The organism is Acinetobacter sp. YH16042 (assembly GCF_013417245.1).
Classification (GTDB): Bacteria; Pseudomonadota; Gammaproteobacteria; order Pseudomonadales; family Moraxellaceae; genus Acinetobacter; species Acinetobacter amyesii.
In genome coordinates this window covers 32530-57705 of the sequence record NZ_VPEJ01000008.1, presented here as the reverse complement: position 1 = coordinate 57705, position 25176 = coordinate 32530, and the positions used below count along the sequence as shown (strand labels likewise).

Here is a 25176-nt window from a genome sequence, read left to right as displayed (position 1 = left end):
CCCAATTAGAATGTACGTGGTTTAGGCGGAATAGCATCTACAGATAAAGGCTTGTAACGTACTGGTTTGTACTCAAGACGGTTATCTACAGAGAACCATAAAGTGTGTTTCATCCACTCATCATCACGACGACCGTATGGGTAGTCAGCATGATCAGGTGGTAATTCAAAATCTACCACTGTATGCGCACCACGACATTCTTTACGTGCAGCCGCAGAAATCAGTGTCGCTTTCGCAACTTCATACAGGTTTTCAACTTCTAGAGCTTCAACACGCGCTGTGTTAAATACTTTAGATTTGTCTTTCAAGTGAATGTTACGTACACGTGGTTCGATCGCAAGAATCTGTTTCACACCCTCTTCAAGAAGTGCAGATGTACGGAATACACCAGCGTGATCTTGAACGATGTCACGGATTGCATCTGCAACTTCTTGAGCATTTTCACCAGAAGTTGATTCATCAAGATGACGAACACGATTCAAAGTTTTTTCAAGAACAGTTGTAGGAAGCGGTGCATATTCATCACCGTGGTGTTTAGTTACATAGTCAACAATATGTTCACCAGCAGCTTTACCAAATACAACCAAGTCAAGCAATGAGTTTGTACCTAGACGGTTAGCACCGTGTACAGATACACATGAACATTCACCAATTGCATAGAAACCTTTCACTGGTTTAGTGAAATCACGGTCACCCGCATTGTGTGAGTACACACCAGTTTCTTTATTGTAGTTCGCAACCAAAGCTTCAGTTTCACGAGATACAGGAACAACCACTTGACCATGAATATTTGTAGGAATACCACCCATTTGGTAATGGATTGTAGGTACTACAGGAATTGGCTCTTTAGTGATGTCAACGTTCGCGAATTTCTTACCAATCTCAAATACAGATGGAAGACGTTTCATGATTGTTTCAGCACCAAGATGCGTCATATCAAGCAAGATGTAGTCTTTCTTAGGACCACAGCCACGACCTTCTTTAATTTCTTGGTCCATAGAACGTGATACAAAGTCACGAGGTGCCAAGTCTTTCAGTGTCGGAGCATAACGCTCCATGAAAGGCTCACCAGCATCGTTACGAAGGATCGCACCTTCACCACGACAACCTTCTGTCAACAATACGCCTGCGCCCGCAACACCTGTTGGGTGGAATTGCCAGAATTCCATATCTTGTAATGGAATACCTGCACGAGCTGCCATACCAAGACCGTCACCAGTATTAATATAAGCGTTAGTAGATGCACGGTAAACACGACCAGCACCACCAGTAGCGAACAATGTTGCTTTACCTTGGAATACTGCAATTTTACCTGTTTCTTGGTCAATTGCTGTCACACCAAGCACATCACCCTCTTCATTACGGATCAAATCAAGTGCGATCCATTCAACGAAGAATTGAGTACCCATTTTCACGTTGCTTTGATAAAGCGTATGAAGAAGAGCGTGACCTGTACGGTCGGCAGCAGCACATGCACGTGGAACAGGTTTTTCACCATAGTTCGCAGCATGACCACCAAACGGACGTTGGTAAATTGTACCGTCAGCGTTACGGTCAAATGGCATACCTAGGTGTTCAAGCTCATATACAACTTGAGGCGCTTCACGAGTCATAAACTCAATTGCGTCTTGGTCACCTAACCAGTCAGAACCTTTAACTGTATCGTAGAAGTGGTAGTGCCAGTTATCTTCTTGCATGTTACCAAGAGATGCACCAATACCACCCTGCGCTGCAACAGTGTGTGAACGAGTTGGGAATACTTTAGTCAGTACAGCAACTTTCAAACCAGCTTGAGCAAGTTGGTAAGAAGCACGCATACCTGAACCACCACCACCAACAATGACTGCATCGAAAGTTAGGTGTGGAATATTTGTGTAATCTTCTTTAGGGGTTATAGCGCCCATGATATTTTCCTATCAATTTGCCCAAAAAATCTGGATCGCCCAGATCGCGTATGCAAATACTGCAACAATCACTGCAGAAGTCAGCACTAAACGCAGACCGTTTGCTGAAGGACCCATTTGACGAGTAGTCACATAGTCAGTGAATACTTGCCACATACCAATCCAAGCATGCGCAACAAGAGATAAGACAGACAATAAAGATAAAATCTTCATTGGTGTTGTCATCATAAAGCCATACCATTGCTCAAAAGTGAATCCGCTATTGCAAAGGATCCAGCCCAGCACAACAATAGTATAAACAGCCAATACAACGGCACTTACACGTTGGATAAACCAATCGCGCGAACCTGATCCTGTTAAACCTGTAGCACTTTTCATTAGAGAACAATCCATACAAATGCTGCAACAATACCGATTGCAGACAAGATCAATGAAATAGTAGCTGCGATACGACCACTTTGAAGTTCTTCAGCAACGCCAAGATCTGCAAATAGATGCTTGATACCACCAATAAGGTGATAAATTAAGCCGGCTACAAATACCCATACGACAAAACGCACAATAAAGCTATCAAACACAGCTTGAACTTGCGCAAAACCTTCAGGTGAAGATAAAGATTTGTCTAAAATCCAAAGAAGGACCGGTACGAGTAAAAATACGATAACACCTGATAGACGGTGTAAAATTGATGCAATAGCCACAGGGGATTTTAAGTTTACGTCTAAAACTTGACCCATGGACAAATTGACAGGTCTGTTGCTTTTCACAGCGGGCATCCTGTAAGTAAAAACTCCATCCGGAGTTTGTTGGAATTAATTCGTAGGAAAGCTAGCATAGTCAGACATTACAATATAATAAACTCTGCAGCTGTCTGATCTTATAAACGACAGGGAATTATAAAACGTGAACTTTCAAAACACAAACGAAGACAATTAGGAATTTTGCAAAATATCCTTAAATAAGAATCATTAACAATAACTTTTCTAAAAACAAATACCTTATTTATCTAAGAAAATCATACTATGTTGTTGGTTTTAATCAGTTAAATGTAAATTTCACTTATTGTTTTTGTGTGTATATGGCGATTTAAACTTTTAGACTAAAGATGAACAAATCTAAATCTTTCTTTTCCCACTACATTTTAAAATCTTCCAGCACATTCGCCAAGCCATAATCATAAAAATAAATGTGCATCATTTTCTCAAATAATAAAACTCAAAGATCATGAAACGAAATAAGTACTTAGTCTGTGCATAAAAATCTTAGCAACAGCAAATCTGTTTAATAAAACGCCATTTTTTACCTTTCCAATGACAAAAATGCTCATTTATTGATCCTTTAAATGCGTTTAATTAACTATTTTTTAACCAAACGAACTTTTTTTTAAGTACGATTAAGTCGTTTTAATTATGAATAAGAAAACAGCAATTTAGAGCCACAGATGTGTGTAAGTTACGAAAATTATAATAATTTAATAAAATAGTGGTCTTGTAATTCATATTTGTTTCAGAGTTTTTAAGAATTAAAAATTGCTTACAATTAAGGCAATAGGCTTTTTTTAATCTGCACCTCCCCTGCAATTTGACTTATTATACTGCGTCGGCACTGTGATTTTACTCATTTTTTAAGCGGATGAATTGTGCTTCATTTCAATGAATGATCCTCAATTTATATCCATAAGTATAATTGACAAAATTTCAGTTCCCTCTAATCTTAGAGCAAATTTTTGATCCGTCTGATTCTCGCATTAAAAGATTAGTACTGAGTCAGATAAAACATTCACCAGGACAGGAGATCTATTGAATGTCTGAAGCAACTGGCAAAAAAGCCGTTTTACAGCTTGATGGCAAAGAAATTGACTTACCAATTTACAGTGGCACTCTAGGCCCAGATGTAATTGACGTTAAAGATGTGTTGGCCGCAGGTCACTTTACTTTTGATCCTGGTTTTGTCTCAACGGCTGCTTGTGAATCTAAAATCACTTTCATTGACGGCGGTAAAGGTGTTCTTCTACACCGTGGCTACCCAATCGACCAGCTTGCTACTAAAGCAGACTACTTAGAAACTTGCTACCTTCTTTTGAACGGCGAGCTTCCTACTGCTGAACAAAAACAAGAATTCGATGCTAAAGTTCGTAACCACACTATGGTTCACGATCAAGTTGGCCGTTTCTTCAATGGTTTCCGTCGTGACGCTCACCCTATGGCGATCATGTGTGGTGTTGTTGGTGCGCTTTCTGCGTTCTATCACAACGGTTTCGATGTTGAAAACATTGACCACCGCGAAATCACTGCTATTCGCTTAATCGCTAAAGTTCCTACTTTAGCTGCTTGGACTTACAAATACACAGTAGGCCAACCATTCGTTTACCCACGTAACGACTTAAGCTACGCAGAAAACTTCTTGTACATGATGTTTGCTACTCCTGCAGACCGTGATTACAAAGTTGACCCTATTCTTGCTAAAGCAATGGACCGTATCTTCACGCTTCATGCTGACCACGAACAAAACGCGTCTACTTCTACAGTACGTCTTGCTGGTTCTACTGGCGCTAACCCATACGCATGTATCGCTGCGGGTATCGCGGCTCTATGGGGACCTGCTCACGGCGGCGCGAACGAAGCTGTTCTTAAGATGCTTGATGAAATCGGCACTGTAGAAAACGTTGCTCCGTTCATGGAAAAAGTGAAAACTAAAGAAGTTAAACTTATGGGCTTCGGTCACCGAGTTTACAAAAACTTCGATCCACGTGCGAAAGTAATGAAAGAAACTTGTGACGAAGTGTTAACTGCACTTGGTATCAACGATCCACAACTTGCTTTGGCTATGGAACTTGAACGTATTGCGCTTTCTGACGAATACTTCATCAAACGTAACCTATACCCTAACGTAGACTTCTACTCAGGTATCATCCTTAAAGCGATTGGTATCCCAACAGAAATGTTTACCGTAATCTTCGCTCTTGCACGTACTGTTGGTTGGATCAGCCACTGGTTAGAAATGCATAGCGCACCTTACAAGATCGGTCGTCCTCGTCAGCTTTACACTGGCGAAACTCAACGCGATATCCAAGGTCGTTAATTCGAAAGAATTGTGCGAATCTAAAAACCGTCCCTTTGGGACGGTTTTTTTATGCGGTTAGATTTATTTTGCACTATTGAACAGACCCATCTGACTGAATTTTCCTGCTCAATCATTAGATAAAACGATGTCTCACAAGCTATAAAGTATGGTGTATATTGCTGAGTGTATTTTAAATCGTCATTTTCTAGAAAGTCTCACACTGTTTCATCAGATAGCGTCATAAAAAAAGCCTAATTCCACGTAGAAATTATGCTGTAAACAAAAGGCATTAATATTGATAATGCTTTATTTTTGCTTATTGAGTTAGGCAACTTTTAATAAACAATATTTTCTAAGCAACCGTCTCATAGTCTGCCAAGTCCATATGTTTAAGACGCAGCTTTAACTGTTTCAGTGACCACGGCCAAGCTGCAAAATTGCGCCCATTGGCATCTAAGTAATAACTCTTACAACCGCCACTATTAAAGACCGTAGTCTGTAAATGCGTCTGTACTTTTGCATTGTGATAGGCCAATACATTTGGCTTAATTTCAAGCCGTTGTATCTTCTCTTGTTTCATTTTTACCAAAGCATCAACGATATACCCAACCTGTGCTTCTGCAATCCCAATAAATGAGTCATAAACCAAAATATTTGGCCCAAGCACCAAGAAGGCATTAGGTACTTGCGCGATACTGGTACCCAAAAACGCTTCAGGAGAACTGTTTTTCCAAAGTTCTGACAACAACTCCCCTTTGGCATTTTTTACACGTTGCCCAATCGGTGGATGAGAAACCTCAAAACCTGTGCCCCAAATAATGACATCGACTTCATGACGTTCACCATTTGCAGCGATGACGGTATTTCCTTCTATTTCAACTAAACCATGTGGCACAAGTTCAACATTGGCTTGCTGCAAAGCAGGATAATAGTTATTGGCAAATAAAAGACGCTTACAACCAATAGAAAAGTTTGGTGTTACTTTTTCACGTAATTCAGTATCTTGAATCTGTGTTTTTAACAACTGACGACCCAAATAATTCACAGGCTCTAACAGTGAAGGATTACGCAGCCCTAAATTAATACCATTTAATATACCGGCCACACTTTTGCGCCAAGTTTCTTGAACAGTCGGAAAACGGGTAATGATGCCTTTCGCACGGTCATTCAGTGGTAAATCTGCTTTTGGTAATACCCATGGCGCAGTCCGTTGAAACACCACCACATTTTTGGCAATAGGTTGAATCTGAGGAATAAACTGAATCGCAGATGCCCCCGTACCAATCACGGCAATACGTTTATCTTTTAAATCATAGGCATGGTTCCATCGCGCAGAATGGAACATTTCACCTTCAAAGCTTTCAATACCTTTATTTTTTGGAATTTGCGGTTCAGTAATCGGCCCAGTGGAAAAAATCACAGTTCTTGCCGCATACTTACCTTTGCTCGTCTCCAATTGCCATTGCTTTAATTGCTCATTCCATTCCGCTGCCATTAATTCACAGTTGAACTGAATGTTACGATAAAGCCCATGCTGCTCTGCCACATCCTCTAAGTAGTTCAGAATCTCAGGTTGCTTGGCAAATAAATGACTCCATTTATGACTCGGAGCAAAGGAAAAAGAATACAAAGCCGAAGGAACATCACATCCACAACCTGGATAGGTGTTGTCGCGCCATGTACCTCCCACGCAATTGGCTTTTTCTAAAACCACATACTCTGTATAACCCCGTTTATTCATTTGATGAGCAGCAGCTAAACCTGATATCCCAGCACCAATTACAATAGTATCGTAGACACGCACTTGATTTTCTACGCTTGGTTTTTCTAGGCTAGGCTCTGACTCTGATTGATCTTGTACTGCTTTTTTTGCTTTGGCAGAAGACGTTACAGGACGACGTGCATTAGTATGTGCTGTGGGCTTTTTAGTTTGAGTTTTCTCTTGATCTAATGCGTTTACATCTTCGTCATGTAATTGTGTCGGCATGTTCATGCTTTTGCTCCCGACTTTTTAATATAGTTGTTAAATATGGGATAACCCACCCCCAATAAACGGGTATAGGTTTGCGGGGATAAACGCTTTAACCACCAAAATAATTTGGCATCAGGTTGCGGAATGGTGTACAACTTCCCTGCATCTAAATTATTCAATGTCAAATTGACTACATCGTGACTCGTCGTAAATGCATGATTCATCAGCAGTTGATCAGCCAAGCCTGAATATCGATTGGGCAAGCGTCCATTTTTCATGATATTGGTCGGCACCAAAGTTGGGCATAGTACATTCAGACGGATATTTGCCGATCTGAGCTCTGCCGATAAAGTTTCAGACAATGCCAACACACTCGACTTCGTCACGTTATATGCTGTCATTTCTGGTGCAGCGGTATATGCCGCAGCAGAAGCAACATTAATAATCGCGCCCCCCTGCTTATTTTGTTTCAACTTGGGTACAAAATAATGGCAGCCATGCACCACACCCCACAAATTGACATGCATGCACCACTGCCAGTCGTCTAAACTCAGTTCATCAAATTTACCACCCAGCCCGACGCCTGCATTGTTGATCACCAAAGTCACAGCATGTCCCATCAACTGCTCGGCTTGCTCTGACAGCGCTTTAACTTCTTCAGCCTTACCTACATCACACTGCACTGCATAAGCATTTGATGAGGTCATGGATTGAATTTGATCCACCGTTTCCTGTGCTGCCTCTAAATGAATATCGGCACAGACCACTGTTCCGCCACGACGTGCTAGCTCTAAAGCAAAGCTTCGTCCAATACCACTGCCTGCACCTGTGACCACCGCATAAGCGTTTTCACTTGGCTTGTTCTTTTTTCCAAATAGACCCATGGTTTTGTCCTTTTATCGTTTTAATGCTGGGGTAAATTCTTTGACAAAATAAGGTGTTAACACGCCATCAACAGGGTTCAACAAACGCTTTTTGTAATATTCAAGAAATGCAGAAGTGTCATGATCATTCGGATGAAAACTTGGTCGTAAATAATCAAAAATATGCCCGAGGCTGCTGCCATAGACACCATCTTTTAGACCAAAAATCAGCTGGAAACTGCGCGGAACATCCTTCCAGTAACTTAGGCTAATCAAGTTCGATGGCTTTCTGTAGAAAGGGACAATCGAAGCACCAATTGAAATCAAACCCAAAATGGTAATTAATGCAGGGAAAAAACCGGCAATACGTAAAGCATAATTACCTGATAATTCTTGATAGACATCATAGGCAATGTCTTTGTGTTCAGACTCTTCCAACATATGCCACATCCAAATAGCGCGCTGCTTTTCATCTATTGAATTAAAAAAGATTTCTTCATGATTCATCATGTATTCCGCAAGCACTGCGGTGAAATGCTCAATTGCTGCCATTAAGGATAACTTTATTGGCTGTGGCATACGTTCAAAACCATAGGCAAAGACGTAGTGTTCTAACTTTCTAAAAAATTGCACAGGCAGATTTCTTGCGCGATATGCTTCATTCATTTCTTCATGCATACGTGAATGAATGGCCTCTTGCCCAATCAACGACGTGACACGTTGTCTTAATACAGGATCTTGAATAAAGTCGCGATGATATCGAGCAGTATCAATCACCAAATCTTTGCCACGGGTTAAGAAAATAGATAAAGATGCAAAATAGGCACTGGCCAATTCTGCATTCATATAAAATTTTGGATCAATTTTTTCTGGCTCGAAATCAAATTTCATATGACGAATAGGAACAACGGCAGACTGTTTTGTTGGGTCAAAGACAGGGCCTGCAAATACGCGTGCTAAAGTTTTTTTTATCGGTTGAAAAGCGCTCATGATTTTGCTCTCAATTTGGGTGTTTCCCCTTCATTGACTTCATGTCGATTGAAGTAAAAACACATAGATTGAGGATCAAATTAAGTGAGATAGATCACTAGACCATTAGCAAAACCGACCTCTCGATTTGCAAAAATGCTCAAATATTTTCTTTGTCAGACAATCTTTAAAACATCAGTGCTGTATGGCTCAAAAGCTTGTCATTAAAGGTCATGGCGTATTTTTTGTGAGGGACGATTATTAGATTTTTTGCACTTTGCCAGTCGCAGATTGATAGACCCATTGATGATCAAACAGGCTGTCGTCTAAATGATCCAGTTTAAAATTACCGATCGCCACAGCATAGAATCCATTGCCCTGCTGCTTAACATGTGTGATCTCTTGCATGAGTTCTTCAGTCAGTTGACCCATAATAAAGTCGGAAATCACCACCACATCAGCATGTACAAAATTCGGTTGTTTCAGCATGTCCACGGCATGATTCATCGCAGGGATAATATCTGTTCCCCCATGAAATGACTGCCCTAAAAAGTGAATGACATCATCCAAAGCACTATTATGCTGTAAATTCAGCGCAGTTAAATTGGTCGAGAAATTCACCAAATACATCGCTCGCTTTTCTTTTAGCGCTCGAATCGATAAATATAGACAAATCGCTTTGGAAATCAGTTCAGGTTGTCCATTCATTGAGCCACTGGTATCTAAGCATACAATCATCGGGCCTTTTTGTCCGACTCGACGCTGCGTATGGCGTTGGTCTTCGATCACCCGTCCCTGTTGCTGACCTTCTCGATTAAAACTCATCAGATTAGATTCTAAATATTTCAAATCAAATAAAACTTGCAAGTCTGGATCGGCTAACAGCGCCAACTCGCTAGGTAAAGCCATACTGAGTTCTTGTGCCAATTTAATTCCAGTAATTTCCTCTTGCGCCATCGGGGTGTGAATAAGCTGCTGTGGCTCTTGTTCTAACTGAGCAGAAATCCGCTTACGTGGTATATTCGGCTGTGCGCTTCCGATCATTTGACATAAACGTTTAAGCGCCCGATCTTGCTCGAGATAATTCGCCCATTGCTCAAAGTTCTGTACATCATGCTCAGTTAATTGCCCTTTGGAATAGTCCAGAAAAATCCCTGTTTCAAACCCGACACTGTCATGGTGCTTGACCATTTTCGACAATGTCGCGAGAAAATCTTTGATTTCATCTAAAAAGGCATCGCGTTGTAAACGGAGCTGTTCAAACTCCCAATGTGCAATGGCTTCGGTCAATTTGCGCTGCCATTTACCTTTGAATAGCTCAATGTGTAATTGACGCTGCTGCTCGGTCAGCAACGACTGTTGGCTCTGTTGCCACATTTCAGTGAATTCTGGAATCCCCAAGGTTTGCATAAAGGCGGCATATTCAGTGTGGAATTGAACAAAATCACCCTGCTCCCAATGCTTTAACGCAAGCCAATGTTCCAATTGCTGCTGCACCACTGCATAGGGATGCTGCTGATCTAAACTCGATTTTGCCTGAAAGGCCCATTCCTGAATTTTTTGATCGAGCTTTTTTGCCACTTTATGATCATCCAACCAATGTTTTAAGCTGGATTGTTTTAATTCATCATAAAGCTGCGAACTTAATTCATCGAGTGCCGATTGGGTTTGGTGTCTTGTCGGTTTTAATTGCGACATAACTGTTCCAGACGCTCACAATCTTGCAACTGCAACTGATATCGTGCCAATTGCTGCTCAATAGATTGAATCAAATGTTCAATATCCTGTTCAGTGACAAAGACCGATTTAAACTGATGTTTTTGACTGTTAAATCGTTCCGTTAACAGTTCCAATTCTGTTTGAAACTGTGCTTTGAGCTGTTGAACTTCGTGTAACAGCTCATATTGGCTTTGTGCTGAAAGAGAGCTGCGTGGACTACCTTTGGTATGTTTTATATACGGCGTCACCACTTCTTCTAAGCCGTAATAGCCACCTTTTAACGTACACACTCTTGAACCATTAAAATTACATACGATGCCACGCACTTCTTCACCGGTATCATCTAAGGCAAAGAAGTCCTTTTTCGTATCCATTTTATCCAGTTCGAGATACAACAGTTTATCTTTATAGTGTCGATCTAGATTGGTCACTGCACGCAAGTAATCAGTGCCATGAATTAAATAACTCTCATACACATCATCGGTATAATAAAAATGATTGAGCACCCGCTGTTCAAGTGCATCCTTCTCTGCCACATGTTGTTCGAATTGCAAACCGTAATTTAAGCCATTTTCAGCCAATACTTCATCTATCTGCTGCGAAACAAAAGCAATGTCTTCAGGCTGATTCCATAAGCAATGTTTTAAAATTAATAGATCACTCAAAATCACTGATGGACGATCATTTAAAAATGCACAGGCTTTGACTAAATAAGCCACACGTTGCCAACGACGGTCAGAGACATAGACCACGTGATCTTCAAAGTTATGGTTGAGTCGAGTTTTAAGTTGATCAAACAGATTTAAAATCGAAGCGGGTAATTCCACCTGATATATCTGTTCCCGCCAATCTTGCAACTCGGCTTTTTTTATTTTTAAGGTCGCATCGACTTCAACACTGACTTGACTCGGCTTGGCCTGTAATAGTGCATGAAAGTTTTCTGCAACAGCAATCGGCGGCACTTCTAAGCGCAAAATAAAACGATCATACAAGGCATCTAGACCTTGATTTGGTTCGGGAATTTCATTCGATGCACTGACCAAAACATTCAATGGAACTTTTTGGACAATGTCACCATTTTTAAAACTCCGCTCATTCACCAAGGTCAGTAAAGTATTTAAAATCGCAGGGCTGGCTTTCCAAATTTCATCTAAAAATGCAAAATCTGCCCGTGGTAAATAATGTTCTGTTTTACGAATATATTGATCTTCTTTTAAGGCTTTGATCGATACCGGTCCAAAAATTTCTTCCGGTGTACTGAAACGATTCATCAAGTATTCAAAATAGTCATGGACTTCAAAAGCAGACGCGATTCGACGCGAAATCAAACTTTTTGCTGTGCCGGGCAAACCATATAAAAAGGTATTCATGCCCGCAACACCAGCCAGCAAACTCAATGCAATAATCTGCTCGCGTTCATACATATTTTTGCTGATTTCAGAAATTAAAGTATTGATCCGTGCTTGCATCTGACTATCTGTTTGACCGAAAACTAAATTGTAACGCCCTAACCGATTTTTCGCTGTAGCAGATGCAAAAATATCGCTCTTTAAATACAGCGCAACAGCGTGATATTGTATTTTCAGGTTATAGTAAAACTGCACATCCCTTTAGAGCTTTAGACACCTTTCATCATGTTGCCTTTCTTTCACACGCTCATCCGACTATTAAAACTTGAAGGTTTTAAATATCGATCTCTCACGGCAGGTGAAATATCCATGTGTCGGAGTGTGTTTGGGGATTTGATTCAATATGAGCAAGTGAAAGTGATGAATCACCCTTTTTTGCCTTGGCAATCGGCGCATGTGGTCATGGCGCCTCAGGGGTATATCCATGCACGAAATTTACTGTTTAAAGCGGACTATGCCAAAGCGTCTTTAGGATATCGTGCCCTGTTTATTCATGAGATGGCCCATGTTTATCAATACCAGCAGCAGATCAATGTTTTGGGTCGAGGCGCTGTGTTACAGATGGCGTATTTCTTCAGTTTTAAAAAATATAATCCTTACCGCTATACCCTCAAACCACACAAGGCATTTTTTGACTACAACATTGAGCAACAAGGTGACATTGCTCGTGACATCTATTTAAAGCGAATTAAAAATATTATTTTATATCCAGAACTTGTTCATCAAATTGAGCTGTAAAGCGTCAATGCTCTTTGACGAATATTTATAGATAAATTGAATATCGCCAGATCATTCTATTTCACGCTATTGCTCGACCATTGACGCTATTTTAAGTACAAAAAAACAGCATTAATATTTACTTTATGGCACATAAGCTCAGCTAGGCTTTTAAAAGCTATGAATACCTCTAGTATCTCGCTTAAATTCAGATAAAATAGGTTCACCTTATTTTTTTGCTTTGCATCAAAACAAGTGAATTATCATACGATGATGGTGTTTTGTTTTCGCCTTTCGGCAGTATTTTTCGTATCTAAATACACTCGCTGAATAATCACAATAATACAAATCAGTGTGTTAAGTGTATTCACCTATAGGAATAGGATTTAGTTGGAATGAATAGTTTTAAAATTGCACTTGCTCAGTTCTCTCCGCATATTGGTAACCTAGAATCAAACGCAGCAAAAATGCTTCAACAAGCCAATGCTGCAAAAGAACAGAATGCAGATATTATTGTTTTTCCGGAACTTTCTACAGTTGGTTATCCTGCTGAAGATTTATTATTACGTCCAAGTTTAAATAAACGTACACAGCAAGCTTTTGAACAATTAGCGAGCATTAAGGACATCGTTTTAGTCTTTGGTTTTGTGAATCAAACTGAAGATGGTCAGCGCTATAACTCTGCTGCTGTCATGAAAAATGGTCAAGTTCTCGGGATTTACAATAAACAAAATCTTCCAAACTATAGCGTTTTTGATGAAAGACGTTATTTCAGTGAGGGTCATCAACACCTTGTCTTTGAATATTTAGGTCATAAGTTTGGTGTGTTGATTTGCGAAGATGTTTGGGCATTACCAACTGTTCAACAGCTTGCTCAGTTAAATGTTGAAACCGCTTTGGTGTTGAATGCTTCACCTTATGAAGTTGGTAAACCACAGCATCGCATTGAAACCATGGCTGCATTGACCAAACAATTGAACATCAATCTGGTTTACTGCAACCAAGTGGGCGGTCAAGACGACCTTGTCTTTGATGGCACAAGCTTTGTGATGAACAATTCAGGTGAAGTTGCGTTGCAAGCACCAAGTTTTGTTGAAGATCTATATATCGCAGAATACGATGCTGAACAAAAAGCCTTTAAAACAGGTGCAATCACGCCTGTATTAAATACCATGGCTGAAATCTACCAAAGCCTTGTAATCGCAACCCGTGACTACGTACAACGTTCAGGCTTCCCTGGCGTGATTTTAGGTCTATCTGGTGGTATTGACTCAGCATTAACTTTAGCGATTGCTGCCGATGCGATTGGCGCCGATAAAGTTCAAGCGGTCATGATGCCATATACCTATACCGCGCAAATCAGCGTTGAAGATGCTGCTGAACAAGCCAAGAATATGGGCGTAACTTTTGGTATTGCCGAAATCAATCCAATTGTGAATGGCTTTATGCAAACCTTATTCCCTTTCTTTGGCGATGCACCGACTGATGCGACTGAAGAAAACCTACAAGCGCGTTCTCGTGGTACGTTGCTAATGGCCTTATCGAACAAGTTCGGTAATCTTGTACTTTCTACAGGGAACAAGTCTGAATTGTCTGTTGGTTACTGTACATTGTACGGTGACATGGTCGGTGGCTTTGCAGTTCTTAAAGACGTTTATAAAACGATTGTATTTGAACTAGCAAAATACCGTAACAGCATTTCAGAAACACCAGTGATCCCTGAACGTGTAATTACTCGTCCACCTTCTGCGGAACTTCGTCCAGATCAGAAAGACCAAGACTCATTACCTGAATACGAAGTATTGGATGCCATCTTATATGCGTATATCGAAGAAGACATGAGCCAAGATGACATCATTGCCAAAGGTTTTGATGCTGAAGTCGTGAAAAAAGTCATCCGTTTGGTTGATCTAAACGAATACAAACGTCGCCAAGGCGCGATCGGTCCACGTATTAGCTCACGTGCATTTAGCCGTGAACGACGCTACCCAATCGTTAATGGTTGGAAACCGGGTATCTAATTACTCAATTCAAATCAAAAAAGCCCAGTTCTATAACTGGGCTTTTTTATAGGCGCAAAAAACACAGCAGTAAATATAAAAAGTAATTGAGATGTGTATTTCAAAAGTTAGGACATCAATTCATAACATCAAAGATTTGAGTTCTCTTTTATTTCTACATTAACATCGTGAACAGATCATTTTATTAGTGCTGTAATTATTTCAATCTATTTGACTTTTTCTAGGCACAAAAAAAGAGACCAAGCTGAGAGCTTGGTCTATAAAAATGGTGGCTATGACGAGACTTGAACTTGTGACCCCCGCATTATGAGTGCGGTGCTCTAACCAACTGAGCTACATAGCCGTAAACTGTGGTGGCATTATCTAGATTTCACACATTATCGTCAAGCATTTTTGTTTGCAATTGTTCAGAGTTTAAACAAGCAAAGTTCAAGATGTTACTATTTAAGCAAATTATGCTATTTTTAGCCCTATTTACTATATTTTTTGATTAAAAATTAGAGTTTTATCATGCAATTCAATTCGATAAAAAAAGCCTGTCTGACCCTCAGCCTTGCCGTCATGACCTTAACGGGCTGCCAAATCGTCTCACCTATTTTTGTTGACTATAATGGTGTGCGACGTGATGTGGCGACTTGGATTAATAAACAGCCTTTACTGAGCATGCAACAAAAGCGCAGCATGGCTCAACTTAGCCGAGCACAGCAGCCTATCATTCGTCTCGACTTCAATGATCAGGAGAAATTAGTCAGTGTTGCTCGCGCCAATGAAGCTGCAATGTATTGTGCCAATCAGCATTTATCAGCACGACAGATTCAACGCCTGCAAAAACAGATCTTCCCTGAAGATGCGTTGCATAAATTAAGCTTGCTTGAGCAACAAACGTTGCATATTACCCTGACAGAGCAAGAAAAACAGTGTGATTGAAACCAAGTCAACTGATGGATGAATTATCTAGGCTCAATTTTTTCAGCACCAAATTGTCTTACAATCTAGACATAGCTGCTTACATTATTGAGCATTTTTGCTATCGCTAAGCATGGTGAAAACAAGTCCATATTTTTGCAATATTTTTATTACTAATTTCGCAATATCCTTATGAATTTACTTGGTTTTATTCCTAAATAAAAAAGCGTATGATGAAACTATGATCAATGTAAGTAGCGCTTTTTTTCAGGTTTTTCCATCCAAATTCAATTGATCAGATAAGGAGAAATAAGATGGCTTTAAATAATATTTTAGTTCCAGTGGACGGTTCAGAAACTTCTTATGCTGCGGTGGCTAAAGCTGTCGAGTTTGCAAAAACTTTTGGCAGTAAAATTACTGTGGTTCAAGTACTGACGCTCGATCCATATATTGCTGCAGAGTATATTTCAGCAGCGCAAACCAATGATTTAATTGAACGTGCTCGTGCATCGATTTTAAATACACTTGAAGAAGCAAAAGCGAAATTTTCAACTGAAGGTGTCACTGTTGAAACTCGCTTACTTGAAGGTCAAGTGGTGCATACTGAACTGGTTAAAGCTGCAGAAGAAACACATGCGGACTTGATTATTATTGGTTCACATGGCCGTACAGGGATCAAAAAATTCTTCTTGGGCAGCGTAGCTCAAAGCGTACTAGGTGCTTCAGACATTCCTGTTTTGGTTGTACGCAAATAAGCCATTAGATTTATAGCGTGAAATAAAAAGCCTTCTGATCCTAGAGGGCTTTTTATTGACTACTTCATCAATTATAAAATTATAATTCTATGTTTAAGGCAAGGATTTTTTAGGGTAACCATTGATATTGTTTCAATGAGATGCGTCCATTCACCACAAAGACATTTTCAGCTGCCAATTTCAATTGCTGGATATTTTCACCTTTTTCATTGCAACGCTGCGTGCTGATTTTTCCCTGAGCATTCACCACCCGATGCCATGGGATCGTTGATGTTGTATCTAGATGCTTTAGTACATAGCCAACCAGTCGTGCATGTTTCGGTAAACCCGCTAATTTGGCAATTTGTCCGTAAGTGGCAATCTTCGCCTGCGGTATCAATTGAATGACCGACAAAATTTGCGTTGCCAATTCATCACTCTGCTTCATCTGATCTCCTTTGAGCCGCATAAAAAAGAGAACCCGAAGGTTCTCTTTGATTAATACTTAATTTTGACAGATTAGTACAGTAATTGGTTGTGATCGATTAGATCTTGTAAAGTCACATCGGTATTTTTCAAAGTGAGTAATTCAACTTTATCGACACATTTGGGCTATGACAACCATTTGTATAAATATCGCCCCTTGGTAGAGAGCGCATTTATGCAATTAAAAACATGGCGAGATATCGTATTTCTTATGCAAAAAGACAGCGTCATTTAAAGCAGAACTTCAAATAAACTTTATCATGATGTGACTAAAAGCTTCATGACGGCACACCTTACACGTCGGACTGTCTTTAAGAATTCATTTCTTCCCAAAGCCACAGTTTTTTGTCTTTTCATGGTTTCGCATTTTTTCTTTGAGGAATGACTAGAGTGCTTATAAATCTGAAATGATATGCCTACAGCATTTTGTGTCATATGCGCCATCGGTATAGCTAGAATTCATTGGCTCACTAGGTGAAATTTATGCAAGTAAGTTTTCTAGTACTTATGAACTGCTGACATTGTTGTCATGAGCTGAATTGTCCATGTTTGCAATGTTTTCAGCATCTATACCAATACGAAGTTTACGCCATTGTCGTCGACCTTCAGACTGATGTTTATTAGGTTTCGATTCACCTTCAGCTAATAACTTCAAACCTATAGAGTCAACAAGTAGATGTAGTCCATCAGAACTTTTTTGATAGCTAATCGCAATATCAATATGTTTTTATCTCCTGCTGAATGACCAGTCATAATTTCCCACATTTTGCTGTTTCATGATGGAACACAGCTAGAAATAAAAAAAGGAAATGCTCAAGCATTTCCTTTTTTTAAATCGAACAAAGCAATTTAGAAGTTTTCGGGATTTTCTAATCGACGAACTTCTTGCACTTTCTCTGGATTATGTACAGCAGCAACACCATCATCCGCTTTGGTATCTATTAATGCTTCTGGGTTATATACCGTGATGGTTTCATTACCATGTATATCTTCGCCCACGATATATTGGAAACCCTTTTTATTCATTTTATGGCACATTCTTTGATACCAACCTTTGAAACCTTTGGTTTCTTCATTCGGGTTGTAATAAAAAGCATTCATCACAGCGGGTAAACCTAGGCCACACACGAGGCCCGACATTAAGACTGCAATAAATGTATATCCAATCAAAATACTGCTGTATTCACTGAGTTCAGGAATATTGGCAACAGCAAGGATTAAGGCCAATGAAATACCGCCACGAACCCCACCCCACGATAAGATGGCAAGGCTACCGTTGTAACTTTTTTTGCGGAAACTCGGGAAAAATGCGAAGGATAAATAGTTTGCTGCAAAGCGCGATGCATGCAAAATAATAAACGCCACCATACCGCCTAAAATCAAACTGATACTTAAATCTAAGATAAATAACTCAAGACCGATCAGGGTAAATAAGAAGGAATTGATGATCCCTTCCACGGTATGCCAGAAATGATTGACTTCCCGAATTTCACGATCTTGAAGGATTTCTTTCCATTTATTCCCAACAATCAAACCACCAATAACGCATGCAATTGGTGCTGATGCATGTGCGAATAAAGCGACTAGATAAGAACCACTTGCCAACAATGCAGTGGTTAAAATCAAGGATTCCATCTCATGTTTACCACGGAGTAAACGTAATATTCCTAAACCAAATGCCCAACCAATGATGACTGCGACAACAATTTCATATAATAGCGTTTCAAGCGTACCAATGACGGTAAAATGTTCACCTTGCAAGACATTGAGTAAAGTCATAAACACGGCAATACACATGGCATCATTAAAGAGCTCTCCTTCTAATTTCACCATCAAATGATGTGGCGCACGCACCGAACTTAGTACACCTTTAACCCCAATCGGGTCAGTCGCACCTAAAGCAGCACCTAATAACAACAACACTAATAAATCAACATGATGACCAATTAAGAACTGATAACCATACAGAGCAACACCAAAGAACACCGCACAAAGCACCAAGGCTATACTGGCCAAAATACTGATCGGCTTCCAATGCAAACGTAAATCTGAAACTTTAAATTTCAAGGCAGAAGAGGTCAAAATAAAACAAATCACGCCATTAATTAAAAAGTCATAAAAGTCAATATGACGAACGGCTTCTTCGATATTGTGCAAATTAATCGTCACAAATTGATTGCCATTGAGTAAACTCGCACCCCATTGCAAAATAAAGACAAAAATTGCAGAAACAATGGGAACACCTATGGCTTGTGGAAAACCCAAGATACGTTTATTAAAAATCGTGGTTGCAATCGAAAGTGCAAAAATAACGGTAAAAACCTGTAGAAAAAAATAATTTCCCATTTCGTTCCCAATTTTGGTGCTCTGTCGCCTACAGAGTGAGATATAGGTATTTTAAAAATAAATACTAAATTATTTGGTATTTAAAAATAAAATATTTTAACGAATTTTATCTAAATACCGTGTATAAATTCAGTTTTTTTCACATCTTTTATCAAGATCATTTAACATAGCAAGCCTGCATAGATTTTATGCATTTTCATCATCTACATGATTTCTCCTATGCATCAGACTATTAAAACTGTTTTTCGACTCTTTTTTGCTGCTGTGATTTTTATCATTACTGCGGCCCTGATCCTCACTTGCTATAGTAAGACACAGGAAATTTTACGTGCTGAGCACTATTTTAGTCAGGCAAAAACGATCTCACTGGATTCAACACCCAAAGAACAATTGGTTTTGGTCTCCAATAATGAATCACCCGATCGTGCGATATTTATCATGCTGGCGAATAATGGTTATCTTGCCAAACTGAATTGTGAAAACTATGCACAAGATATTTGTCTCGATGAATTCAATCAGCAACACACCCGACAAATTCAACACCTCGATTTACTAAAAATCGGACAATTTCAATATATCCAAAATGTGAGTTTCACCAATAGCCGTACTGGACAAAAACAACAATTACGCTATAGCGATGCCCAATTAAAACAGTTCTATCAAAACGATATTTCAGGCCTTAAATATACTGTTTTTGGCGTGGCTTTATTTGCATTTGCCGCCTTGTATGTGAGCTATCGTATTGTTCGAAACTTTAGATCATTTCTCAACAAATAAGTTTCAATCTATTTTTCAATGAAAAAAAGAGGATGTTTGCATCCCCTTTTTTTTGTTTTAAATGGCTTGATTAAAGGTATCGCAGCTATTGATATTGCCTGATTTTAATCCAGTCTGGAACCATTTCATACGTTGTTCGCTGGTGCCGTGCGTGAAACTGTCTGGTACCATTTGCCCAGTTGCACTTTTCTGTAAATAGTCATCACCAATCTTATGCGCAGCGTCCATCGCTTCTTCTACATCGCCCTGCTCTAAAAATTGGGTACGCTGTTGATTATGATGCGCCCAAATACCCGCAAAGCAGTCTGCTTGTAGTTCTTGCATAACCGAATAACGATTACCTTCAGCTTTAGACGCTTGCGCACGGGCCTGCTGAACTTGCTGAGAAATGCCCAAAATCGTTTGGATATGATGTCCAACTTCATGGGCAACCACATAGGCTTGCGCAAAATCACCCGCCTGATCTTGACGACTCAATTCAGTTTGATTTTGTTCACCCGTAATGCCCATTTGCGTACGCATATCTTTAAAGAATGTAGTATCAATATAGACCTTTTGATCTGCTGGGCAATAAAACGGCCCCATTGCAGCTTGTGCTGTACCACAACCCGAGTTGACCACACCATTAAACATAACCAACTTAGGCGGTTTATACTGGGCATTTAACTGTTCTTGGAAGACTTTAGTCCATGTATCTTCCGTATCAGCCAAAACCGTTCCAACAAAATCCATCGCTTCTTGTTGTTCAGGTGTTGGATTATCCAGACCTTTGACTTCAGCCGTTTGACCCTGTGAAGTCACTTGTTTGGTCGCCTGATATGCTTGCTGCGGGTCTACACCAAAAAACTTCCACGCAACAAATGCCACAACCAAACCGAGAATACTGATCCCACCCGCTTTTGCACCGCCACCACCGCGACGGTCTTCTACGTTTGAACTAACTCTTCGACCTTTCCAGCGCATAGCGACCATCCTTTTATAAAATAGTTGATATCCGTGCGTTTACAGATTAATCCTTTTGCGACTTTGGCCATACTTTTTGAATTAAAGATACGACGCACAACACGATTAAACCTGCAATAAAACCTGTCACTAAATTGATTAAAGTCGGTGTTAATGCACCCACAATACTGCCAACTGTAGGAATATGTTCTGCATAATCTACAGAGCCTTCAATAAAATGGTGTAGTAAAGGCACACCATGGGTAATGATGCCACCACCCACTAAAAACATGGCAATGGTACCGACAATGGTCAATGTCTTCATCAACTTAGGTGCAAATGCTAACAAACCTTGTCCAACGATCTTTTTAAATTGTGATGCTTGTTGAGTGAGATAAAGCCCTAAGTCATCAATTTTGACAATCATCGCGACAAAACCATAGACACCAACGGTCATTAATATTGCAATCACCGAAAGTACCATGACCTTGGTCCCAAATGCCGCAGTTGCAACCGTACCCAATGAAATCACCACAATTTCAGCAGATAAAATAAAATCGGTCCGGATGGCGCCTTTGACTTTTTCTTTCTCAAAAGTCACCAAATCCGTTTCAATATGAGTCATCTCTTCACGAGCAACTTCTTCTGTTTTGGCTTTTTTATGATGCAAACTATGCAGAACTTTTTCCACACCTTCATAACATAAGAACAAACCACCAATCATCAATAGTGGTGTAATCAGCCAAGGTGCAACCACACTGATCAATAAAGCAGCCGGAACCAAAATTAATTTATTAATAAAAGAACCTTTGGCCACAGACCAAACAACTGGAAGTTCACGATCTGAACGGACACCACTGACTTGTTGCGCATTCAGTGCTAAATCATCCCCAAGGACACCCGCTGTTTTTTTGGCTGCCATCTTACTCATAACAGCAACGTCATCCAGCACAGTTGCAATATCATCAAGTAAGATTAATAAGCTATTCGCCATTATTTTTATCCTTTAGGCATTTTTTAATATTCTAATTCTATTTAACGCTAAAATTGTATTTAGTTTTTTAATAATTAACAAAATATTCACCCATTTTTCAGTCAATTGTGCTGTGTCAGTAACAATCAAAAATAGAATGCCGTACAATGGGGACATTCTTTGAAAATCAGCCGTAGCTTTGACTACCACTTTGGAACAGATAATGAGTACTCAAGATAATCGTCCAGTGATTTTGACTGGCGACCGTCCGACTGGACAATTACATTTAGGTCATTTTGTAGGTTCTTTACGTTCACGTGTAGGTTTACAAGATTCGCATCATCAACATCTTCTTTTAGCTGATGCTCAAGCCTTAACTGATAATGCCGATAACTTCGAAAAAGTTCGTCGCAATATTATTGAAGTCGCAACCGATTATCTTGCTGTAGGAATTGACCCAACCAAAACCACGATTTGCGTTCAATCATGCTTACCAGCATTAAATGAATTGACCATGTTGTATTTGAACTTTGTGACGGTGTCTCGCTTAGAGCGTAATCCAACCATCAAATCTGAAATTCAAATGCGTGGATTTGAGCGTGACATTCCTGCAGGTTTCTTATGCTATCCAGTAGCTCAAGCTGCCGATATTACAGCGTTTAAAGCATCTGTCGTTCCTGTCGGCGAAGACCAAATTCCAATGATTGAACAAACCAACGAAATTGTTCGTCGTTTAAACCGTCAAATTGGTCGTGACGTACTTCCTGAATGTAAAGCTTTACTCTCCAATGTAGGTCGTTTACCTGGTTTTGATGGTAAAGCAAAAATGTCTAAATCTTTGGGCAATACCATTGTGCTTGACGCGACTGATAAAGATATCAAGAAAGCTGTTAATGCAATGTATACTGATCCAAATCATTTACGTATTGAAGATCCAGGTCAAGTTGAAGGTAACGTGGTCTTTACTTACCTTGATGCATTCGACCCTGATAAAGACGCTGTTGCAGAACTGAAAGAACACTATCGTCGTGGTGGCCTAGGCGATGGTACTGTAAAAAAACGTCTTGAAGGTGTGCTAAAAGAGCTGATCGGCCCGATCCGTGAACGCCGTTTAGAATTGCAAAAAGATCCTGACTACATCATGGATATTTTAAAAACCGGCACCGATAAATGCCGTGATATTACCCAACAAACGTTGGATGAGATTAAATCTGGACTGGGTGTATTCCACTTCTAAATTTAAAAAATTCCATAAAATTAAGCCTTTCCAATGTGAAAGGCTTTTTTATAGGCACTTTTTGTGAAAGTATTCACAAAATCTCCTTAGTTTTAACGTTAGGTAACATCACTTAACGTGAACACCAATGAAATGACTGAACGTTCACTCTATTATCTATTTATGTTTTAGGAATACCTAAATTCATAACATTTCTCCTTTACCGAACCTGTGGAAACAGATTCGTTGTTATACGCAATGAACACCCCAATCATTGCGTATTTTTTTGTCTGAAAATTGGCAACTACCAATATCCAAAAGTCCACTATAAGCGGACTTTTCAATGAATACATCATTTTAAAAATGAATATAAATTAGTAACTGATGTTACGCAGTAACATCAGAAGCGCAATTTTCTTCAAATAAAAGAACGATACGCAGTAACGTCATCCGCAACTGTTCGAGGCAGGACTACTTCTAATCAAAAAAGTTTTTGCGATACTTTGAGTAATTTGACGCTAGTAAACGAGTTTTGCGGATGACAATGGTTTTGGGTACTTTTGCCGAAACAAAAGTACCTCCAGCCGAAGGCTAATCCCTTTATTCAAACCCTAGATGCAAGACTCCGTCGAATAGACTTAAAAAAATCATTTTAAAAATGCGTAATTACTTTTACGCGCGTAACATCAGTTAGTAATGAAATAAACGGTTATCTAATGGTAGTTCAATTCCAATTGACACTCCACCATCATTACCATTTAAATCTGAGTCACTTACCCAACCGTTAATTTTTAAAGGCATATCTGGACGTAAATAATGTGTCCAAGTTAAGTCTAGAGCTTTCAATTCATCTTTTTCAGGAAATGCTGCGTTGTTCAAAGCAGCACGCTCTGTTTCAGAAACTTTTGCAAACAGTACACGACCATTTAGACGGTTTAGTTGATCAATACGTATATTTCCACCCACTGAAACCATTTGAGCATCACCACCTAAGGCATGACCTAGTGGATAGCCATGTTGATAGTAGCCATCTGTATATATGTGGTGGTTATAAGAAATGCCTTTAGCATCACCATTGGTTCGAGTATCGACCCATTCAGTATAGAGTTGATAAGGCATATTTTTCACACTTGAAGAATAATCAACCCCAGCAAGATACATGCTTTTTGCAGGCAAACCACCTGCTTCATCTTCACCAATATATTGGCCATACAGACTGGCTGGAACTTGCAATAATGGTTGTAAATTCAAACGCGCATCAAAACCAGCCAATTGATTTGAGGGATTTCCTTCACCCGCGCAACCCGTATCTGTACATTCATTATCTTTGCCAATGAATGCATTCCAATACGCCTTAGCACTTCCTGGTTGCCCTTCCCCATCAATTTGGAAAGTACGTGAAGCCCCTAACTCAAGATATGGTAATGGCTGTGCTGTAAGTCTAAAACCAATTAAATTCGTATCTGGAACCGCAGCATAGTCATCTAATCGACCAGCAAAAGCTTGATACTGCCAAGGGCCGATCCAAGATAACCACGGTGTTTCAAAAGCATTCTGTTCTGCACGCTGTGCAGTAAAACCATACACAGGGCGACTCGCATCACCACGGATTAAACTACCGTCATGACCAGGCCCCCAATAAGTCGGAATCTGACCTGCAATTAACCATTGGTTCCAAAGCTTCCCGGCAATGTATGTGCCTTCTACATTTACATCTTGATCATTATTAATTTGTTGTTTATCTTCAGCATTTACACGTAAACGACCATCCCAATTTTCACCACCAACGTTCAGTTCAAGTGCACCTTGATACTGCGCTTTTTGATGATCACCAAAATTTTGCGGTAAATTATTTTTATCTGACTCAGCAAATAATTCGGCTTTTAATAGTGTATTTTCAGCAGTCAATTTATTTTGAATGTTTTGTAATACTTTTTGCTGTACAGATGTCGTCGCTTTTGCAGCAGATAAAGCGCGCTGTATTTCATCACCACTCATCGGCCATGTTGAGGTGCTAATTTGAATGACGCCTTGCTGATTTAACCAATTTAAATCTGCGCGTAATTCTTCATTATTTAATACAATCCCCTGAGCAAAAACAGGAACTGATAATCCAAACAGTACAGCAGCATAGAGTGACTTTCTTAAATACATGCTCT

At 39.7% G+C, this 25176-nt stretch carries 20 protein-coding genes, 1 tRNA gene and 1 pseudogene; 7 read left to right on the top strand and 15 right to left on the bottom strand.

What is annotated here, in order from left to right; translation table 11 throughout:
- Nucleotides 1–5 precede the first annotated feature (5 nt).
- Genes sdhA through sdhC form a run of 3 tightly spaced genes read right to left on the bottom strand, consistent with a single transcriptional unit; the run spans nt 6 to nt 2680 of the window.
- Entirely contained in the window at nt 6–1904 is a 1899-nt protein-coding gene (gene sdhA, locus FTV37_RS07840; RefSeq protein ID WP_180026465.1) for a succinate dehydrogenase flavoprotein subunit, read from the bottom strand.
- A 12-nt stretch (nt 1905–1916) separates the two neighbouring features.
- Entirely contained in the window at nt 1917–2282 is a 366-nt protein-coding gene (sdhD, locus tag FTV37_RS07835) for a succinate dehydrogenase, hydrophobic membrane anchor protein (protein ID WP_078189907.1), read from the bottom strand.
- Nucleotides 2282–2680, bottom strand: coding sequence for a succinate dehydrogenase, cytochrome b556 subunit (sdhC, locus tag FTV37_RS07830; RefSeq protein ID WP_078192993.1), 399 nt, complete (start codon nt 2678–2680; stop codon nt 2282–2284). Before sdhC ends, sdhD begins: the two co-directional genes overlap by 1 nt.
- Before the next feature lie 1027 nt (nt 2681–3707).
- Here sdhC and gltA point away from each other — a divergent pair.
- Nucleotides 3708–4985, top strand: a complete 1278-nt coding sequence (gltA, locus tag FTV37_RS07825; RefSeq protein WP_078189909.1) for a citrate synthase — start codon at nt 3708–3710, stop codon at nt 4983–4985.
- Nucleotides 4986–5319: 334 nt separating this feature from the next.
- Here the strand turns inward: gltA and FTV37_RS07820 are convergent, their stop codons facing one another.
- From FTV37_RS07820 to FTV37_RS07800, 5 genes are all read right to left on the bottom strand, one after another.
- Entirely contained in the window at nt 5320–6960 is a 1641-nt protein-coding gene (locus FTV37_RS07820; protein ID WP_180063462.1) for an NAD(P)/FAD-dependent oxidoreductase, read from the bottom strand.
- Nucleotides 6957–7823, bottom strand: coding sequence for an SDR family NAD(P)-dependent oxidoreductase (locus FTV37_RS07815; protein ID WP_180063461.1), 867 nt, complete (start codon nt 7821–7823; stop codon nt 6957–6959). Before FTV37_RS07815 ends, FTV37_RS07820 begins: the two co-directional genes overlap by 4 nt.
- A 12-nt stretch (nt 7824–7835) precedes the next feature.
- Nucleotides 7836–8792: a metal-dependent hydrolase gene (locus tag FTV37_RS07810; RefSeq protein ID WP_180063460.1), complete on the bottom strand. Its 957-nt coding sequence runs from the start codon at nt 8790–8792 to the stop codon at nt 7836–7838.
- 240 nt (nt 8793–9032) lie between these two features.
- A complete protein-coding gene (locus FTV37_RS07805) occupies nt 9033–10469 on the bottom strand; it encodes a VWA domain-containing protein (RefSeq protein WP_180063459.1) in 1437 nt (478 codons plus the stop codon).
- Nucleotides 10457–12094, bottom strand: coding sequence for an AAA family ATPase (locus FTV37_RS07800; protein ID WP_373683565.1), 1638 nt, complete (start codon nt 12092–12094; stop codon nt 10457–10459). The genes FTV37_RS07805 and FTV37_RS07800 overlap by 13 nt, the downstream gene beginning before the upstream one ends.
- 30 nt (nt 12095–12124) lie before the next feature.
- On the opposite strand from FTV37_RS07800, the gene FTV37_RS07795 reads away from it, so the two are divergent.
- Both FTV37_RS07795 and FTV37_RS07790 read left to right on the top strand, forming a co-directional pair.
- On the top strand, nt 12125–12637 hold the full coding sequence (locus tag FTV37_RS07795) for a hypothetical protein (protein WP_180063458.1): 513 nt from the start codon (nt 12125–12127) through the stop codon (nt 12635–12637).
- A 374-nt stretch (nt 12638–13011) separates the two neighbouring features.
- Nucleotides 13012–14637, top strand: a complete 1626-nt coding sequence (locus FTV37_RS07790; RefSeq protein ID WP_180063457.1) for an NAD+ synthase — start codon at nt 13012–13014, stop codon at nt 14635–14637.
- A 266-nt stretch (nt 14638–14903) separates the two neighbouring features.
- Here FTV37_RS07790 and FTV37_RS07785 read toward each other — a convergent pair.
- Nucleotides 14904–14980, bottom strand: a tRNA-Met gene (locus FTV37_RS07785).
- 167 nt (nt 14981–15147) lie between these two features.
- Between FTV37_RS07785 and FTV37_RS07780 the strand changes: the two genes are divergently transcribed.
- Nucleotides 15148–15564 carry a hypothetical protein gene (locus FTV37_RS07780; protein WP_180063456.1) on the top strand — a complete coding sequence of 139 codons (417 nt, stop codon included), beginning with the start codon at nt 15148–15150 and terminating at the stop codon, nt 15562–15564.
- Nucleotides 15565–15857: 293 nt separating this feature from the next.
- Nucleotides 15858–16298: a universal stress protein gene (locus FTV37_RS07775; RefSeq protein WP_078189919.1), complete on the top strand. Its 441-nt coding sequence runs from the start codon at nt 15858–15860 to the stop codon at nt 16296–16298.
- Between the two features lie 109 nt (nt 16299–16407).
- Here FTV37_RS07775 and FTV37_RS07770 read toward each other — a convergent pair whose 3' ends face one another.
- The 3 genes and pseudogenes from FTV37_RS07770 to FTV37_RS07760 form a co-directional block, all read right to left on the bottom strand.
- Nucleotides 16408–16725: an MGMT family protein gene (locus FTV37_RS07770; protein ID WP_180011029.1), complete on the bottom strand. Its 318-nt coding sequence runs from the start codon at nt 16723–16725 to the stop codon at nt 16408–16410.
- Between the two features lie 332 nt (nt 16726–17057).
- Nucleotides 17058–17490 (bottom strand): annotated as a pseudogene (locus tag FTV37_RS17865) (transposase); the annotation flags it as partial.
- A 122-nt stretch (nt 17491–17612) separates the two neighbouring features.
- Entirely contained in the window at nt 17613–19109 is a 1497-nt protein-coding gene (locus FTV37_RS07760) for a sodium:proton antiporter (protein WP_180063455.1), read from the bottom strand.
- A gap of 219 nt (nt 19110–19328) precedes the next feature.
- Here FTV37_RS07760 and FTV37_RS07755 point away from each other — a divergent pair, with 219 nt between their 5' ends.
- Entirely contained in the window at nt 19329–19886 is a 558-nt protein-coding gene (locus tag FTV37_RS07755) for a hypothetical protein (protein WP_180063454.1), read from the top strand.
- Between the two features lie 57 nt (nt 19887–19943).
- Here the strand turns inward: FTV37_RS07755 and FTV37_RS07750 are convergent, their stop codons facing one another.
- Nucleotides 19944–20849 carry a neutral zinc metallopeptidase gene (locus tag FTV37_RS07750; RefSeq protein ID WP_180063453.1) on the bottom strand — a complete coding sequence of 302 codons (906 nt, stop codon included), beginning with the start codon at nt 20847–20849 and terminating at the stop codon, nt 19944–19946.
- 46 nt (nt 20850–20895) lie between these two features.
- Nucleotides 20896–21822, bottom strand: a complete 927-nt coding sequence (locus tag FTV37_RS07745; RefSeq protein WP_180063452.1) for a DUF808 domain-containing protein — start codon at nt 21820–21822, stop codon at nt 20896–20898.
- 202 nt (nt 21823–22024) lie between these two features.
- Between FTV37_RS07745 and trpS the strand changes: the two genes are divergently transcribed.
- Nucleotides 22025–23038: a tryptophan--tRNA ligase gene (gene trpS, locus FTV37_RS07740; RefSeq protein ID WP_180007457.1), complete on the top strand. Its 1014-nt coding sequence runs from the start codon at nt 22025–22027 to the stop codon at nt 23036–23038.
- A gap of 669 nt (nt 23039–23707) precedes the next feature.
- On the opposite strand, the gene FTV37_RS07735 is transcribed toward trpS, so the two are convergent.
- Nucleotides 23708–25171, bottom strand: a complete 1464-nt coding sequence (locus FTV37_RS07735) for a capsule assembly Wzi family protein (protein ID WP_180063451.1) — start codon at nt 25169–25171, stop codon at nt 23708–23710.
- Nucleotides 25172–25176 lie beyond the last annotated feature (5 nt).

Coding starts and splice junctions, on each gene's coding strand:
- FTV37_RS07780 (WP_180063456.1), top strand. CDS start 15,148: ATGCAATTCAATTCGATAAAAAAAGCCTGTCTGACCCTCAGCCTTGCC.
- FTV37_RS07820 (WP_180063462.1), bottom strand. CDS start 6,960: ATGAACATGCCGACACAATTACATGACGAAGATGTAAACGCATTAGAT.
- FTV37_RS07745 (WP_180063452.1), bottom strand. CDS start 21,822: ATGGCGAATAGCTTATTAATCTTACTTGATGATATTGCAACTGTGCTG.
- FTV37_RS07805 (WP_180063459.1), bottom strand. CDS start 10,469: ATGTCGCAATTAAAACCGACAAGACACCAAACCCAATCGGCACTCGAT.
- FTV37_RS07790 (WP_180063457.1), top strand. CDS start 13,012: ATGAATAGTTTTAAAATTGCACTTGCTCAGTTCTCTCCGCATATTGGT.
- FTV37_RS07770 (WP_180011029.1), bottom strand. CDS start 16,725: ATGAAGCAGAGTGATGAATTGGCAACGCAAATTTTGTCGGTCATTCAA.
- FTV37_RS07735 (WP_180063451.1), bottom strand. CDS start 25,171: ATGTATTTAAGAAAGTCACTCTATGCTGCTGTACTGTTTGGATTATCA.
- gltA (WP_078189909.1), top strand. CDS start 3,708: ATGTCTGAAGCAACTGGCAAAAAAGCCGTTTTACAGCTTGATGGCAAA.
- FTV37_RS07815 (WP_180063461.1), bottom strand. CDS start 7,823: ATGGGTCTATTTGGAAAAAAGAACAAGCCAAGTGAAAACGCTTATGCG.
- FTV37_RS07810 (WP_180063460.1), bottom strand. CDS start 8,792: ATGAGCGCTTTTCAACCGATAAAAAAAACTTTAGCACGCGTATTTGCA.
- sdhC (WP_078192993.1), bottom strand. CDS start 2,680: ATGCCCGCTGTGAAAAGCAACAGACCTGTCAATTTGTCCATGGGTCAA.
- FTV37_RS07755 (WP_180063454.1), top strand. CDS start 19,329: ATGCATCAGACTATTAAAACTGTTTTTCGACTCTTTTTTGCTGCTGTG.
- FTV37_RS07775 (WP_078189919.1), top strand. CDS start 15,858: ATGGCTTTAAATAATATTTTAGTTCCAGTGGACGGTTCAGAAACTTCT.
- FTV37_RS07750 (WP_180063453.1), bottom strand. CDS start 20,849: ATGCGCTGGAAAGGTCGAAGAGTTAGTTCAAACGTAGAAGACCGTCGC.
- trpS (WP_180007457.1), top strand. CDS start 22,025: ATGAGTACTCAAGATAATCGTCCAGTGATTTTGACTGGCGACCGTCCG.
- FTV37_RS07795 (WP_180063458.1), top strand. CDS start 12,125: ATGTTGCCTTTCTTTCACACGCTCATCCGACTATTAAAACTTGAAGGT.
- sdhD (WP_078189907.1), bottom strand. CDS start 2,282: ATGAAAAGTGCTACAGGTTTAACAGGATCAGGTTCGCGCGATTGGTTT.
- FTV37_RS07760 (WP_180063455.1), bottom strand. CDS start 19,109: ATGGGAAATTATTTTTTTCTACAGGTTTTTACCGTTATTTTTGCACTT.
- sdhA (WP_180026465.1), bottom strand. CDS start 1,904: ATGGGCGCTATAACCCCTAAAGAAGATTACACAAATATTCCACACCTA.